Raw genomic sequence first — 15,193 nt, 5'->3', positions numbered from 1 at the left:
GTCGTTCCTTTCCGCTGATGGCGCGCGTGCTCACACGCCCATGAGTTGACGGGACCGCGGTCGCAGCCAGTGGAGGATCGCCGCCGCGTGGACGAGCTCGCCGAACGCGATCAGGACCACCGCGCCGAGCGCACCCGCCCACGGCACGACGACGAAGGCCAGCGCCCCGATCACGGCCAGCGACAGTGCCGCCCCGACCGCGGTCGCGTGCAGCGCCTGGCGGCTGGCGTTCTCCATCACGTAGTTGGCGCTGCCGACGGCGAAGATGACCGGGACACAGGCGATGTAGAGGATCACGACCCCCACGTCCCCGCGCGGCTGCAGCACGGTCAGCGCCAGCACCAGCACGGCCAGCACGTACGGCGTGCCGATCAGCATCAGCAGGCCCAGCCAGCGCGACAGCCGCTTGTAGGCCGCGGTCAGATCCCGCTGGTGCAGCGCCCTGGACACGTCGGGCTGCAGGATGCGCAGCAGGTAGGAGAAGGCGTTGAGCAGGGTCGAGGAGGCGGTGGACGCCATGTAGAGGCCGGTGCTCTCGGCCTGCGCGCCGGCCACGGACAGGGCCAGGAACATCAGGCTGATGGCCATCCCGCCGGCCAGGTCGGGCACGGCCATCCGCAGCGACGTCCCGACGGCGGCCTTCTTTAGCGCGCCGCGGCGCAGCCCGCGGAAGTCGGGCCGCAGCCCGGCCAGCAACGCCAGGTTGAGCACGGCCACCGTGCCGGCGTACAGCGTCAGGAACGTGCCCGGGCTGATCCCCAGCGCCAGCGCCGCCCCCGTGTAGCCGGCCAGTGCCGCCGAGAGCACGAGGTGGTTGGCCACGTCGCGCGCGGGTTTGCCGATGGCCCTGGTCAGGCCGACGAGCACCTGGTTGAGCCCCACGCCGATCTGGCTCAGCCCGGCGAGCGCGGCCAGCGGCCACGGCCCGTTGCGCCCGAGCGCCAGCATGCCGCCCAGGACGGCGAGCGCCACCACGAGCAGGACCCCGGCGAGCGCCACGAAGACGCCGATCAACGCGGGCACGGTGTACCGCAGCCGGGGGATCAGCTTGAGCGCGCACTTCTCGATCCCGGTCGTGGCGATCACGGCCAGGACGGCGGCGCCGCCCATGGCCTGCGCGTACCCCGCGTACTCCGGCGAGCCCCAGGCCGCCAGCAGCGCCACGTTGGCCAGCAGCAGCGTCCCGCGGAACACCGCCCGCCCGCCCATCAGCGCCGCCAGCCGCCGCACGGTGGCCGCCCCGGGGCGTTTCATGCGACGTAGTCGGAGGTGACGAACCGGCCCTTACCGCCCGGTGTGACGAGCACGGACTCCGCCCGCACCACCTCCAGCGGGAACTCCCCTCCGGCCAGCCCGAACAGCTTCTCGCGCACTGTCGCGAACACCCGCTCGGCCTCTTCCTCGCCGCTCGGCACGACGTGGAGGCGCACCAGCCCGCCCGCCTCCTGGTGGACGAAGCACTCGCTGATGCCGGGGTGGGTGGCCGCCAGGTGCAGGAACGCGTCCGGGTAGAGCCGCTCGCCCGAGGGCAGCGTGACGTAGTCGTTGCTGCGTCCCGTGGTCAGGCGCAGGACGCGGAAGCGGCGGCCGCAGGGGCAGCGTCCCGGCTCGATGAGGCCGATGTCGCCCAGGCTGTAGCGCAGCAGCGGCATCGCCCGCTCCAGGAACGCGGTGACCACCACCCGGCCGGGCTCGCCGTCCGGCACCGGCTTGCCGCGCTCGTCCACGACCTCGCAGTAGACGCGGTCCTCGCCCAGGTGGGCGCGGCCGTGACGGCAGTCGTAGGCCACGTTGAGCACCTCGAAGGCCGAGTACTCGTCGAAGACCGTCGCCGCGAACTGCGTGGCGAACATGGCGCGGTGCTCGGGCAGCAGCAGCTCCGACTCGGTCATCACGATCCGCAGCGTCCGCCGCAGCCGCGCCAGCTCGTCCGGGGTGAGCGCCCGCAGCAGCGCCCGCAGGTGGACGGGGTAGCCGATCAGCACCTTGGGGCGGTTGGCCAGCAGCTCCGCCTTGATCTCCGCCATGGGCCGGTGCGAGAGGAGCACGTGCCGTCTGAACAGGCCGAACCGCTCGAACATGCGGGCCGGCGGCGCGAACGGCCGGATGTGGCTGAGCCGGTCGGTGGGCAGGTAGCGGCCGGTGGCCAGGAACCTGCGCACGCACGCGGCCATGTGGTAGTCGTGGCTGTCCTGGTCGTGCAGGATCCTGACCCGCCGGCCGGTGCTGCCGCTGGTCTGGAACGACAGGCACCGCTCCGGGTCCACGCCGTCGGCGAGCATGCGCTCCAGCGGCTGCTCGCGCAGCACCTGCTTGTCCAGCACCGGCAGCTCGGCCAGCTCCGCCAGGCCGCGCAGCGGCCCCCGCGCGTAGCGCGGGTCGTCGCGGTAGTACGGCACCCGGGTGCGGGCCAGCTCCAGCACCCGGTTGAGCCCGCGGAGCTGGCGGCGGCGCAAGGCCGCCACGCTGCCGTACTGCCGCGCGATGGTGAGCGGGACGTACGCCGCCTCGCGCACGAGCACCGCTCTACGCGCTCTCGGTCCGGGTCCGGACGAACCGCAGCCTGAGCGAGTCCCACCAGCGCTGCGGGCTGAAGAACACCGCCAGCGCCAGCACCACGTGGACCGCGATGAACGCGTACGCCTCGTACTTGGTGGGCGGGTGCCCGAGGAACACGGTCATGTGCGAGGCCCAGTCCCACACCTCGGGGATGGTGGCCCACGCCGGGTCGGTGTGGTCGTTGACCGTGAGGAAGGCGAGGTCCTCCAGGCCCGACAACATCAGCAGCAGCATGCCGTACGAGAGCCTGCGCACCAGCGCCGCCGAGCCGCCGCCCAGCCGGAAGGCCAGCGTCATGCCCATGATGAGGAACGGCGTCACCGTGAGCACGTGGTAGTACAGGCCGTAGAACGCCTCGCGGGTGCCGGCCGCCACCCCGCCGAAGAAGAAGATCTTCGGCACGAAGTAGAGGAAGTACACCAGGAACGCGACCGGCACCGACCAGACCGCGAGCCTGATCCGCTTGGCCCACTCCACGTCCAGCCTGGCCACGGCCTCGGTGGCGAAGACGAACGGCAGCAGCTTCACCAGGAAGATGCCCAGCGACTTCACCTCCCGGTCGTGGGGCAGTCCGAACCAGACGAACGCCGCGGAGGCGGCCGCCAGCGCCGCGAATATCAGGAAGCCGAGCGGCTTACGGGGGATCATGGGGAACCTTTCACATCGGGCTCGATCTCGAATCGGAGAGTGCGCAGGGCGCGGTCCAGGGCGTCTTCCAGCAACTCCCGCGTGTCGGCGACCAGGACCAGGTAGCCGAGCTTGTGCCCGGCCTGCGTGTAGGCGCGTACGTGGTCGCCGGGCGACTTGAACACCTGCACGTCCACCACCTCGGGCATCCGCCTGAGCTCGGCGAGCCCGTCGATGGCGGTGAGCACGCCGTCGGCCTCGGCGGCCAGGATGCGCAGCGCGGCGATGCGCCGGTGGGTGACGTCGATGGTCAGCGGCTCGCCCAGGGCCAGCCGGATGGCCGCCTCGACCGTGTTCAGGCCGAAGGCGTGCCGCACCATCAGCGGCATGCCGTTGCCGCCCAGCCTGGCGCCCATCTCGATGAAGCACAGGTCGCCGCCGGGCGTCAGCACGAAGTCGAAGTTGACCGGGCCGTGCCGGTGCCCGACCTCGGCGCAGATGGCGCTGACCGCCTCGCTCAGCCGCGCGTACACGGACGGGTCGAGGTCGGCGGGCACCACGTGGGCCAGGCTGATCATCGCCGGCGACCCGGTGATGACGCGGTCGGTGACGGCCATGAACGCCAGCCGCCCGTCGGCGAAGAACGACTCCACCGCGCCGTGGCTGCCCTCGATCAGCTCCTCCAGGATCACCTGGCGGGAGAAGGAGTGCTTGCGGGCGTACTCGATCGCGCCCGGCAGGTCGGCCGGGCCGGTCAGCACGGTGATGCCCTTGCTGCCCGACGAGTCGGCCGGCTTGACGATCAGCGGGTAGCCGAGGCCGGCCGCCGCGCCGATCAGCTTCTCGATGTCGTCGTCCTGCACGTAGCGGTACGCGGGCAGCCCGAGCCGGTCGATGACCTGCCGGAAGAAGCCCTTGTCCACCGTGCACCGCAGGGCGTCGGGCGCGGTCTGGTGCGGGGTGCGGTAGATCCGGCGCAGCTCGGCCACCGACTCCTGGGCCGCGTCACTGGCCGGGGAGATGACGGCGGCGACGTCGATCGGGCCCAGGGCGCGGGCGATGCCCTCCGGGTCCCTGCTGGTCATGCAGAGGAACTGGTCGGCCTCCGCGGCGCCGAGCGCGTCGGGGCGCTGGTCCACGCCGATCACCCGGTAGCCGAGCCTGCGCCCCTCCCGGTAGGCGGGGATCTGGTCCTCGCCTCCGCCGAGCACGATGAGGTTTCTCAACTGACGTTCTCCCAGACTTCGGCGACGACATAAGGGGTCTCGTGGCCGTACAGGGCCTCGTCCGCCCGGATCGGGATGTTGGCCTCGCGGATCTGGTAGCGCGGCACGCCGATCGCCTGCACGCGCATCACCCGTACGAGATAGCGGGCGACCACGGCCAGCAGCACGAGCGTGACCAGCGCGGTGCCCAGGGCCGCCAGGTCGACCACGATCGGGCCGACGTGCCCGGCCAGCGCCAGCGCCGCGATCACGATCCCCCCGGCCACCGCCGCGGTGGTCAGACCGATGAGCCAGGTCAGCGGCCGGAACGAGAACCCGACGAACAGCTCGGTGGCGTGCGTGAACAGCTTGCGCAGATTCCACTTGCCGGTGCCGTCCACCCGCGGCTGGTGCGTGGTGGGCAGCGTGGTGTAGCGGGCGCCGAGCAGCGGGGCGGTGGCGATGAAGTACGGCGTGGACAGCTTGCTGTCCACCACCTTGCGCGCCACGCTGGTCCGGACGATCCGGAACACCGACGCGCCCTGGGGCAGCTCGATGCCGAGCCAGCGCTGGGCGATCATCTGGTGCGCCCAGGTGCCGAGCCTGCGGTACCAGGCGTCCTGGCGGTTCTCGCGCACGGCGAAGACCACGTCGTAGCCCTCCATCGCCTTGGCCACGAGCCGGTGCATCTCGTGCGGGGGCGACTGCAGGTCCGCGTCGAACTGCACCGTCCAGGCCTTGGAGGCGTACTTGAACCCGGCGGAGAAGGCCGCCTCCAGGCCGAAGTTCCTGGCGAAGGAGATGTACTTCACCCGGGGGTCGGCGGCGGCGAAGCCCTTGATCGCCTCCAGCGTGCCGTCGGTGCTGCCGTCGTCGATGAACAGCAGCTCGACGTCCTCGTACTTGCTCAGCTCCGCCTGGATCTCCTGGTACGCGCGCTCGACGCAGGCGATCTCGTTGTAGCACGGGATGATCGCGGTGATGCCGGGAGGCGGCATACGGATGTCCTTCATACCCACATGCGCCCCCGTCTGATGGATAAGCGCTGGTCGGCCGTTTTCTTCAGCGACATGCGACACGGGCCCTTTTCTGGGTTGCGGATTAATCACCGGAAAGCGCGTGATCTTCGTGTACCTTTACGATCTTGATTTTTCCGTTCGCTTCTGGGGCTATCTGGGTTGCCGTCCGTACGGTGGGGTCCAGGCCGGGCGCCTGGCGGCGGAGCGCCTGCTCGATGTCGGCCGCGAGGTCGTGGCGGGCGTCCGCCGTCGGCACGATCACCACCTCGATCGCCCCTGGCCGGTGCTGGATCAGCTGCATCCGGGTCACCTCGGGGAAGGACTGGACCGCGTAGGTGAGGAAGTCGCCGTAGTAGCGCCGGCCGTCGGCGGCGGCGATGCGGTCCTCGCTGCGGCCCAGCACCTCGCGCACGATGGGCGTGCGGGCCACTCCGCAGGGGCAGTCGCTGGGCGTGATGTGCACCCGGTCGCCGAGCCGGTAGCGGATCAGCGGCATGGCCTGGCCGCGCAGCCTGGTGAGCAGGATCTCGCCCCGGCCGTCCTCGACCGAGACGGTGCCGTCCTCGTGCTCGACCTCGACGACCAGGTCGGAGGTGCGCAGGTGCAGGCTCCCCCGCGGGCAGGCCCGGGCGATGGTGAACGTCTCGACGCAGGCGTACACCTCCTGGTGGGCCGCGCCGAAGTAGTCGAGGATGTGCGCGCGGGCGGCCGGGGTGAGCCGCTCGCCGCCGAACAGCACGGTCCTGACGCCCTCGTGGGCGATGCCGCGCCGCTTCAGCTCGTCCACCACGCTGGCGATGACGTTGGGGAACCCGACCAGGAACGTGGGCCTGGCCGTCAGGAACGCGGCCACCTGCTCATCCAGCGACCGGTCGGTCGGGATGTGGAAGTTGCGCAGCACGCCGAAGCGCTCGAGCGGGTGGCGCAGGAACTGGCTGACCCGGAAATAGGCGATCCGGTCGGAGGGGCGCAGCCCGCTGGAGAGCATGTCCTGCAGATACGTGGCGCGCAGGTAGCCCAGGTCGCGTTCCGAGTTGCGGATGGTGATAGGGATGCCGGAGGAGCCGCTGGTCGTGGCGGCACGGGTGTTGGCCTCGGTGAACCCGTCGGCGAGCAGGTCGGCCCCGTTGTCGTGCAGGTCCATGCGGTCCAGCACCGGGAAGCCGGCCAGGTCTGACGCGCTGCGCAGTCCCTCGACCCGGGCCTCGGCGAACGTGCGCCGGTAGTAGGGGACGTTGGCGTAGGCGTGCCGTACGAGGGCGCGCAGGCGCTGGGCCTGCAGGCGCCGCTGCTCGTCGTGGCCGAGGCGTTCCCTGCGGCGGATGCCGGCCAGGTGGTAGGCGACCGGCACGAGGCTGAACGTGGACTTCCTCACGAGGCCACCGCCCCGCGGCCGGCCGGCCGGTCCGATCCGGCCATCTCAGCAGAAGGTGTTCTGGTCGTGGACGAGCAGCCACCGCCCGTCGGCCCGGGTGAAGTAGAGGGTCAGGTAGTAGAGCTTCTGGTACGGCTTGCCCTCCGGGTCCAGGTCGTCGTACACGACCGACAGCAGGGCGAAGGCGGACTCGCCCCCTGTCTCCACCCGCACGGTCTCGGCTCGCAGCGACCAGTCGGGATCGGCGAACCAGGCGGCGTGGAACTCGGCGATCGCCTCCCTGCCGCGCAGGAGCGTCCCGTTCGGCAGGATCAGCGAGGCGTCCTGGTGGACGGTGGCCAGATATCCCTCCAGGTCGCGTGCCTCGATTGCCGTGAGATGCGCGTCGAGCGCCTGTGAGAACTCCACGGTCGTTTGCCTCTCGAGATGTCGGACGGTCGCCACGTGGGAGCGGTCGTGTCTGGGCAAGTCGGTGCGGCCGCCCCCGGCGGTCGTGCTCATGTGCTTCGTCCTAGGAGGCCGTGCGGATCAAATTGCCGGCGGTCCAGAGCTGGGGACGCTCCTGAAACCAGGAGATGGTCTGCCGCAGCCCGTCCTCGATGGGCGTCTTGGGCACCCAGCCCAGCCGGGTCTTCGCGAGCGTGATGTCAGGACGGCGGATCTTCGGATCGTCCTGCGGCCGCGGCACGAACGTGATCTCCGATGCCGAGCCGGTGAGCTCCTTGATCCACTCGGCCAGGGCGAGCATGGAGATCTCATGCGGGTTGCCCAGGTTGACCGGTCCGACCAGGTCCGAGTTGAAGACCCGGAAGACGCCCTCGACCAGGTCGTCCACGTAGCAGATCGACCGGGTCTGGCTGCCGTCGCCGGACACCGTGATCGGCTCGCCGAGCAGCGCCTGCCTGATGAACGTCGGGATCGCGCGGCCGTCGAACGGCCGCATCCGGGGACCGAACGTGTTGAAGATCCGCAGGATCGCGGTGTCGACGCCGCAGGCACGCCGGAAGGCCATGGTCATGGCCTCGGCGAAGCGCTTGGCCTCGTCGTAGACGCCGCGCGGGCCCACCGGGTTCACGTTGCCCCAGTAGGTCTCCGGCTGCGGGTGGACCAGCGGGTCGCCGTAGGTCTCCGACGTGGAGGCGAGGACGAACCGGGCGCCCTTCTCCTTGGCCAGCTCGAGGGCGTTGAAGGTGCCGCTGGAGCCGACCCGGAGCGTGTCGATGGGCAGGCGGAGGTAGTCGGTGGGCGAGGCGGGCGAGGCGAAGTGCAGCACGGCGTCCACGGCGTCCGGGAGGACCAGGTGCTGGGACACGTCGGCGCGGATCAGCCGGAAGCGGTCGTCGGCCATGAGATGCTCGACGTTGGCGACCGCTCCGGTGAGGAAGTTGTCGACGCAGAAAATGCGGTAGCCCTCGGCCAGAAATCGCTCACAAAGATGAGAACCGAGAAAACCGGCGCCGCCGGTAATGGCCACGACAGGCCGTCTTATAAGGGATTCTCACTATCTTTCCCGCATTTTATGGCAGCCAAAAAAGGCATGTTGCGCCCCCGCGTCACATCTTTTGAGCGGGCCCTTGTGAGGTCCCTCAGAAAGATCGGCTTCGATCCACGGGAAGATTATGACGGCCGCGTCGCCACCGTCAATCCCGTTTTGTTGCCATATTCGGACAACATTTCCCGCCACGCCGCCATCACGCACGCCTCCAGGCTGTGACGCGATCGCCAGTTCTTTCCAGCCACGGGGCCGGGATCTTGTATCCGCAAGACAGAAGCGCACCGTGTTCGATCTGTTACATGGTGTGATGCGAGCTGCTCAGGCAGCTCTCCGAGCAGCACGGACCCGAGGAGAAAACAGCAATGAGGTCGACGACACACGGCATGCGGATCGCAACCGTCACCGGCGCCATCGCACTCACCATCGTGGCTTGCGCCGCCCCGGCCACGGCCGCGCCCGAGCCCGCCGCCCCGGCGGCCGGGGACATCTGCCTGTGGAGCGGGCGGGACTACACCGGCGCGTCGTGGTGCTGGAACCCGGGGAACGGCTACGTGGACGTGCCACCGGCGCTGCACGACAACGTAGGGTCCTTCATCGCCCACGCCAACGGCTGCTTCATCAACTGGATCCACGTCCCCGACCGCAAGGAGACGCGCGTGGTCCGTGACGGCGACTACCGCAGGGTGTACAAGAACGACTTCGGCGGCAAGATCGACGCCGTGGCGCCCACCTGCTAGGACGCCGAGTCAGCCGACGGGCTCTGGGCGGTCGCAGCGCGGACAGAGCCCGTCCCGGCGCGCTCGCCTTCACCGATGAGCCGATCATGATCGCCGTCCAGCCGAGGGCGGTGGCCCGGCCCCGCGTGGGGCAGCGGCCGGCGACCGCCGCGTACACCATCGGAGGCCGCCGTGCACGCCCACCCGGCCGGCGTCATCGAGGCGCTGTGGCACTCGAGCGGCTGAAGGTCAGGGCGGGCCGAGCACTTCGGGGGTGACCAGGGCGCGGGCGGCGGCGGCGAAGTAATCGCCGGAGGCGGCGTCGGTCAGGCCGAGGATGGCTCCCTGGCTGAGGCCGACAAGAAGCCCTCTGAGCGCCGTGGCCAGGCGTCGCGCCTGGCGCAGGGTAAGGGGCGCCGCGTCGTGGGACCTGCCGGCGAGGAGCACGGCCAGGCGTTCCTCGTGCGCCCGTACGGATGCGGCGAGCCTGGGCCGCAGCTCCGGGTCGCGCAGCGCCAGGTCCTGCAGACTGATCTCGAACGACAGGTGCCGCAGCGCGTCGGGATCCTCACACAGGCCGCGGTAGTGGCGGGCGAAGGCGTCGACCGTCTCGAGCACGTCCAGGCTTGCCGGAATGGCCTCCGCGCTTTCGTAATGCGGGCCGAGGTAGTCGGTGACCAGCGCGATCAGCAGGCCGTTCTTGCTGCCGAACAGCGAGTAGACCGCGCCGGTGGTCAGCTCGGCCTCCTCGGCGATCTCCTCCAGCCTGGCGCGGTAGCCGTCTCTGGCGACGATCCGGCGGGCCGCGTCGAGCAGGGCACGCCGGTTGCGCTCCTTGGTCTCGGCCCTGGTCATTCTCATAATCCTATTATTACCGTAATTCCATTATTCATGTCGACAAGTACATGCACCAGGCCCGCGACGCGTTTTGCCACCTGTGACACGACTTGGCGCGCAAAGTTGTGACATATGGCTTTTGTGCCGTCTTAGGCGAAATGTAACTCCTGTGTTCTCGACGGCCGCCCAAACTGGAGAAGGACCCAGGCGCGAGCCCGGGGCCGATTCGCGCCGCAGCGGGTTCGCCCGCCGCGGCTCACCGAAATCGGGGGGATCACAGTGAAACGAGTGCTTCTCGCGGCGGCGCTGGCGCTGACCGCCAGCACCGCCGGCACCGCCCACGCTTCCGTCCTTACGCCCACGCCGGAGACGTCACCGTCACCGGAGGCGACCATGCCGGAAACCTCGCCGGCGCCGGAGGAGACCATGCCCGAGGTCTCACCGTCACCGGATGAGACGACGCCGGGCGCCACCGCCAGCCCGTTCGGGCCCGGCTGCGCCGCGATGGAGAGCAACCTGGCCGGCATCGCGGACAAGCCGGCCGGCACTGCCCTCTCCGAGGTCTCCGAGCTCTCCACGCTGTCGGAAGCGGTGAAGCAGGCCGGTCTGGAGGAGAAGCTGAACTCCGCCAAGGACATCACGATCTTCGCACCGGAGAACAAGGCGTTCGACGCGATCCCGAAGGAGGCCCGGGACAAGCTCATGGCCGACAAGGACCAACTGGCCAAGGCCATCAACTACCACGTGGTCGAGGGCAAGAAGGCGCCGGCCGACCTGGCGGGTGCCACGCTCAAGACCATGCAGGGCGCCGAGCTGACCGTGAAGGGTTCCGGCGAGGACCTCACGATCAACGGCGCCAAGATCGTCTGTGGCGACGTGCACACGAGCAACGCCGTCGTCTACGTCGTCGACAAGGTCCTGATGCCCCAGTGAGGGCCACGGGGTCCTGACCCGGGCGGAGGGCACGATCGCCAGGCGACCGTGCTCTCCTCCCGAACCCCCGCCGAGACCGCTCCCCCGCAGTGCCCGTTTCTTACCGTCCGGGCGCCGCCCTCGACGCCATCGAGGCCGCCTTCTGCTCACACCGACCCTGCCGATCATCGCGTTCCCCTAGGGCAGGGACACGCCGCAGGACCGGCCTTCGGCGGACTGGACCGGCTGGACGCCGTACACCTATCCCTTCAACATGACCCAGCAGCCCGCCGCCGGCGTGCCCTGCGGCTTCACCTCCGCCGGCCTACCCATCGGCCTGCAGATCGTCGGCCCCCGTCACGCCGACGCGCTCGTGCTGCGTGCGGCCCGCGCGTACGAGCGCGCCACGGACTGGACGTCGGCGGCGCCGCGGCGGCGTCGCGTTCGGCAGGCGTGAAGCTCATCACATACACTCTGTCCAGCGGTTTCGCGGCGGGTCGGATCGCACCGGCCACCCGTCTGCCTTGCCGGAGCACCAGGCGGCCGGCTACGAGATCGGCGCGACCGCGGCCCTCGTCGAACCCTGCGGCGCAGGGCAACGAAACCAAAGAGAAAAGATCATGCGAATTCTCGCGACCCTCATAGTCGGTGCCGCGTTCGGCCTCGCCGCCTGCGGTTCGTCCGCCGGCAGTGAGCCCTCGGGAGACCTCAATATCGGAATGACCGTTTCGACGCTGGACAACCCCTACTTCGTCCAGTTCCGCGACGGCGCGGAGGCGGCTGCGCAGAACTTCGGGGTCAAGCTGACCGTCACCGACGCGAACAACGACGCCACCAAGCAGGCGGCCCAGGTCCAGAGCTTCACCGGCCAGAAGATGAAGGCGATCATCATCAACCCGGTCCGCTCCGAGACGCTCGGACCGGCGGTCAAGGCCGCTGCCCAGCTCAACATCCCCGTGATCGCGGCCGACCGCTCGGTCAACGGCGCCGAGGTGGCCCAGACCCTGACCTCCGACAACGTGGCCGGAGGCAAGCTGGGCGCCCAGGAGCTGGCCAAGCAGCTCGGCGGGAAGGGCGAGGTGGTCGTGCTCGAGGGAACGGCCGGCACCTCCGCCGCCCGCGACCGCAGCCGGGGCTTCTACGAAGGCATCGCCGCGTACCCGGACATCAAGGTCGTCGCCAAGCAGCGGGCCGACTTCCACAGGGCCAAGGGCGTGCAGGCCATGACGCAGCTGATCCAGCGTCATCCCGACATCACAGGGGTGTTCGCGGAGAACGACGAGATGGCGCTGGGCGCGGTCCAGGCACTGGGGCCGAAGGCGCGTCAGGTCAAGGTGGTGGGCTTCGACGGCACGCCGGAAGGCATCAAGGCGGTGCAGGCGGGCACGCTGGCCGCCACGGTCGCCCAGCAGCCGAGGCTGCTCGGCTGGCAGGCGGTGGACGGCGCCATCAAGGCGGCGAGGGGGCAGATCATCGCGAAATCTGTGGCAATTCCCGTCAAAGTGGCGACCAAGGAGAACGCCCGGGAGTTCTGGACTTTCTAAAAATTTCGGGCGCGCGCGACGGGGGCCGGCCCGATCCGGTTGCCGTCGACGGGCGCCGGAAAACGTTGTCTATACTCCAGGCTCATGGCCAGCAGAGGCGAGCACCGCCCGAACACGATCCGGGACGTCGCGGCACGGGCGGGCGTGTCCGTCTCCACGGTGTCCAGGGTGATGGCCGGGGACTACCCGGTGGCGCAGGCCACCAGGCAGCGGGTGCAGCGGGCGATCAAGGAGCTCAACTACGTCGCCAACACCCACGCCCGCGCGCTGGTGGCGGGCAGCACCCAGACGGTGGCGTTCATCGTCAACGACGTGCGCGGGCCCGCCTTCGCCTCGGCTGTTTACGGGGCCGAGCAGGAGGCCGCGCGCCGCGGGCGGCTGTGCCTGGTGTGCACGACCGAGGGCGATCCCGAGCGGGAGCTGACCGCCGTCCGCCTCATGCGCGAGCAGCGCGCGTCGGCGGTGATCCTGATCGGCGGGGCGGTCGAGGACGACGCCTACCGCGCGCGGATGGCGGAGATCGCGCACACGCTCGACGCGGCCGGATCGCGGCTGGTCCTGTGCGGCCGGCCGCCGCTGGGTGACGACATCCCCGCCACGGTCGTGGAGTACGACAACGAGGCCGGCGCCTACGGGGCGACCGCCCACCTGCTGTCCCGGGGGCACCGGCGGATCCTGTTCCTCGGCGGGGAGCCGGCGTTCACCACGACGGCGGGCAGGCTCTCGGGATACCGGCGGGCGCTGGAGGACCACGGCGTGCCCGTCGATCCCGAGCTGATCGAGACGCAGGTGGAGTTCACCCGGACGTCCGGGTACGAGCACGTGCGCAGGCGGCTGAGCTCGGGGCCGCCGTTCACCGCGATCTTCGCCGAGACGGACATCGTCGCGGGCGGCGCGATGGCCGCGGTCTTCGAGTCGGGTCTGAGCGTGCCCGAGGACATCTCGCTCGTGGGCTACGACGACATACCGCTGGCGACGGACCTGCGGCCGCAGCTGACGACCGTGCGCGTGCCGTACGAGGAGCTGGGCCGCAGCGCCGTGCGCCTGGCGCTGGAGCTGAAGGAGGGGCGGGCGGGCAGCGGCTCGGAGCAGCATGCCGTCTTCGGCACCCACGTGGTGGTGCGCCAGTCCGTGGCCCAGTATGTGCCGGGGCCCGCCCGCGACATAACGGAGGTCAGGCCCACGCGGTGACGGCCGTGAAGGAGCTGTCGTCGCGGAACCCGGCCGTGCCGTCGTAGGCGTCCACCCAGAGCTCGTAGTTGCGGTGCCGCAGGAAGCGGCCGGGGTAGTTGCTCGACTCGAGCCGCACCGAGCCGCTCGCAGCGCCGGGTACGGCGTAGAAGGTGGCGTCGGCCTTGAACAGGGCGGTCCCGTCGTCGGCGGCCAGGCGCGCCCGCCACCCGGTGTGGCGCAGGTACTGCCCGTTGGCGGCGCGCAGGGAGTAGCCGTTCGGCGCGGCGAGGCCCGGCACGATCGTGAAGGTGGCGTCCTGCCGGGTCAGGGCGTCGCTGGAGGCGCTCACCTCGTGCAGGTAGCCCAGGCTGTTCTGGTGCCTGACGTAGCGGGCGGGGAAGTTGACCGAGCGCAGCGACCTCGTCCCGGCCGGGAGGGTGGCGGTGCCGGGGACCCTGGTGTGGGTGAGCGTGCCGAACCCGAGCTGGTCGAAACCGCCGCTGTTGGGCCCGTAGTCACCGCCGCCGCCCTCCGGCCGCACCTGGGCGACGAACGCGGCCGAGTACGGCATGGCCAGGCCGCGCCTGATCGCGTAGTGATGGTAGACGGTCTCCCAGACGGGCCGCACCTGGCCGCGGCCCGCGGCGGAGATCGCGGTGTGCGTCTGCTGGGCGCAGTTCTGGCCGGTGCCCCAGGTGTAGGCGGTGAAGGGGACGTCCTCGCCCAGGTTGTACTTGGCGATGTACTCGCAGGCTTTGGCGAACCGGTTGCCGTCGTAGCCGTACAGGTCGATGCCCTGGTTCCAGGCCATCTCGCAGAAGGCGCCCATCTGCCCGACGCCCATCATGGTGTGGCCCTGGTCGCGCCCGCTCTCCTGCCACTGCGCGAGCCCGCCGCTGTGCAGGAACGGGATGGCGTGCGTGATCGAGCCGTTGCCCGCGCCGGTTTTGAAGTAGGTGACGGCCCGGTCGATGAGGTCCTGGCGGTCGCAGAGCACGCCGATGGCCAGGATCGAGTTCATGTTGCACAGATCCCAGTTGGCCCAGTAGTTGGTGATGCAGGCGTCGTTGTGGTTGGTGAGGAAGTGCTCGTTGAGCGGGTGGAAGACGTTGAGCATCATCCGCTGGAAGCGGGCCAGGTCGAAGCCGCTGTAGCCGCGCATGATCTCGCCGACGTTGGCGAACTGGTAGCCGTAGATGCCCGCGGCGAGGAAGCGGTCGGCGTTGCCGGTGACCGTGGTGAGCGTGCCCGACCAGGCGTTGAGGATGTCGCGTGCCTTGTTGCCGTGCGCGGTGCTGCCGCTGACCTTCCAGCGCAGCGCGTTCTGGTAGGCGGCGTGGATGTCGTTGTAGAGGATGCCGTAGTTCTGCCCGTCGCCGCCACGGATGATCGTCGCCTGCGGGTTGGGGGTCCAGGTGCTCTGGGAGTGGGAGTTGGCCACGAGCCGGTCCCAGCCCGCCTTCCACGGCTGGGCTCCGGCGTTGACCATGGAACGCATGCGGTCGAAGTCGGCCTGGGTGTGCAGCAGGCCGGGGTGGCTGGCCGCGGCGGCGGGTTCGGCGCGGCCGAGCAGGGCCGCGCCGGCGCCGGCGGCGATCACCGTGTTGAGCGCTGTCTTGAGCGCGCCACGGCGGCTGACGGCGGGAGTGCGTGCGGACATGACCTCTCCTTTGGGGGGTTGGAGGGTGCGGTACGGCTCACGCCGGGCAGGCGCGAGCCGTACCGCGGGGG

Annotated in this window: 15 protein-coding genes and 1 pseudogene; 6 read left to right on the top strand and 10 right to left on the bottom strand. The window is 70.2% G+C overall.

All coding sequences use genetic code 11. From position 1 onward, the window contains the following. Window positions 1-30: 30 nt before the first annotated feature. The 8 genes from ACIBVN_RS01555 to ACIBVN_RS01520 form a co-directional block, all read right to left on the bottom strand. On the bottom strand, window positions 31-1,254 hold the full coding sequence (locus ACIBVN_RS01555; RefSeq protein ID WP_397131457.1) for a hypothetical protein: 1,224 nt from the start codon (window positions 1,252-1,254) through the stop codon (window positions 31-33). Then, complete coding sequence (locus ACIBVN_RS01550; RefSeq protein ID WP_397131455.1) at window positions 1,251-2,516, bottom strand: phenylacetate--CoA ligase family protein; 1,266 nt, start codon at window positions 2,514-2,516, stop codon at window positions 1,251-1,253. Before ACIBVN_RS01550 ends, ACIBVN_RS01555 begins: the two co-directional genes overlap by 4 nt. Before the next feature lie 10 nt (window positions 2,517-2,526). Beyond that, complete coding sequence (locus ACIBVN_RS01545; protein WP_397131453.1) at window positions 2,527-3,207, bottom strand: hypothetical protein; 681 nt, start codon at window positions 3,205-3,207, stop codon at window positions 2,527-2,529. After that, window positions 3,204-4,412 carry an ATP-grasp domain-containing protein gene (locus ACIBVN_RS01540; RefSeq protein ID WP_397131451.1) on the bottom strand — a complete coding sequence of 403 codons (1,209 nt, stop codon included), beginning with the start codon at window positions 4,410-4,412 and terminating at the stop codon, window positions 3,204-3,206. The genes ACIBVN_RS01545 and ACIBVN_RS01540 overlap by 4 nt, the downstream gene beginning before the upstream one ends. Further along, window positions 4,409-5,404, bottom strand: coding sequence for a glycosyltransferase family 2 protein (locus tag ACIBVN_RS01535; protein ID WP_397131449.1), 996 nt, complete (start codon window positions 5,402-5,404; stop codon window positions 4,409-4,411). Before ACIBVN_RS01535 ends, ACIBVN_RS01540 begins: the two co-directional genes overlap by 4 nt. Window positions 5,405-5,492: 88 nt before the next feature. Beyond that, entirely contained in the window at window positions 5,493-6,785 is a 1,293-nt protein-coding gene (locus tag ACIBVN_RS01530; protein WP_397131447.1) for a phenylacetate--CoA ligase family protein, read from the bottom strand. Window positions 6,786-6,830: 45 nt separating this feature from the next. Beyond that, window positions 6,831-7,193: a YybH family protein gene (locus tag ACIBVN_RS01525; RefSeq protein WP_397131445.1), complete on the bottom strand. Its 363-nt coding sequence runs from the start codon at window positions 7,191-7,193 to the stop codon at window positions 6,831-6,833. A gap of 103 nt (window positions 7,194-7,296) precedes the next feature. After that, complete coding sequence (locus ACIBVN_RS01520) at window positions 7,297-8,205, bottom strand: NAD-dependent epimerase/dehydratase family protein (RefSeq protein ID WP_397131646.1); 909 nt, start codon at window positions 8,203-8,205, stop codon at window positions 7,297-7,299. Between ACIBVN_RS01520 and ACIBVN_RS01515 the strand changes: the two genes are divergently transcribed. Further along, window positions 8,086-8,499, top strand: coding sequence for a hypothetical protein (locus tag ACIBVN_RS01515; RefSeq protein ID WP_397131650.1), 414 nt, complete (start codon window positions 8,086-8,088; stop codon window positions 8,497-8,499). The genes ACIBVN_RS01520 and ACIBVN_RS01515 overlap by 120 nt on opposite strands. A gap of 143 nt (window positions 8,500-8,642) precedes the next feature. Beyond that, a complete protein-coding gene (locus ACIBVN_RS01510; protein ID WP_397131443.1) occupies window positions 8,643-9,017 on the top strand; it encodes a peptidase inhibitor family I36 protein in 375 nt (124 codons plus the stop codon). Between the two features lie 228 nt (window positions 9,018-9,245). Here ACIBVN_RS01510 and ACIBVN_RS01505 read toward each other — a convergent pair whose 3' ends face one another. After that, window positions 9,246-9,851 (bottom strand): TetR/AcrR family transcriptional regulator, encoded by a 606-nt coding sequence (locus tag ACIBVN_RS01505; RefSeq protein WP_397131441.1) that lies wholly within the window; start codon window positions 9,849-9,851, stop codon window positions 9,246-9,248. Window positions 9,852-10,112: 261 nt separating this feature from the next. On the opposite strand from ACIBVN_RS01505, the gene ACIBVN_RS01500 reads away from it, so the two are divergent. The 4 genes and pseudogenes from ACIBVN_RS01500 to ACIBVN_RS01485 all read left to right on the top strand — a co-directional run bounded on the left by ACIBVN_RS01500 (window position 10,113) and on the right by ACIBVN_RS01485 (window position 13,480). Beyond that, window positions 10,113-10,766, top strand: coding sequence for a fasciclin domain-containing protein (locus ACIBVN_RS01500; RefSeq protein WP_397131439.1), 654 nt, complete (start codon window positions 10,113-10,115; stop codon window positions 10,764-10,766). 139 nt (window positions 10,767-10,905) lie between these two features. Next, window positions 10,906-11,202 (top strand): annotated as a pseudogene (locus tag ACIBVN_RS01495) (amidase family protein); the annotation flags it as partial. 163 nt (window positions 11,203-11,365) lie between these two features. Continuing rightward, entirely contained in the window at window positions 11,366-12,289 is a 924-nt protein-coding gene (locus tag ACIBVN_RS01490) for a substrate-binding domain-containing protein (RefSeq protein WP_397131437.1), read from the top strand. A gap of 84 nt (window positions 12,290-12,373) precedes the next feature. Then, window positions 12,374-13,480, top strand: coding sequence for a LacI family DNA-binding transcriptional regulator (locus ACIBVN_RS01485; protein ID WP_397131435.1), 1,107 nt, complete (start codon window positions 12,374-12,376; stop codon window positions 13,478-13,480). Here the strand turns inward: ACIBVN_RS01485 and ACIBVN_RS01480 are convergent. Next, complete coding sequence (locus tag ACIBVN_RS01480; protein WP_397131433.1) at window positions 13,464-15,122, bottom strand: AbfB domain-containing protein; 1,659 nt, start codon at window positions 15,120-15,122, stop codon at window positions 13,464-13,466. The genes ACIBVN_RS01485 and ACIBVN_RS01480 overlap by 17 nt on opposite strands. Window positions 15,123-15,193: the final 71 nt, after the last annotated feature.

This window comes from Nonomuraea sp. NPDC049400 (genome assembly GCF_044466425.1).
GTDB lineage: Bacteria > Actinomycetota > Actinomycetes > Streptosporangiales > Streptosporangiaceae > Nonomuraea.
The sequence above is the reverse complement of the archived record's forward strand: the minus strand, read 5'-3'. Positions and strand labels throughout refer to the sequence as shown.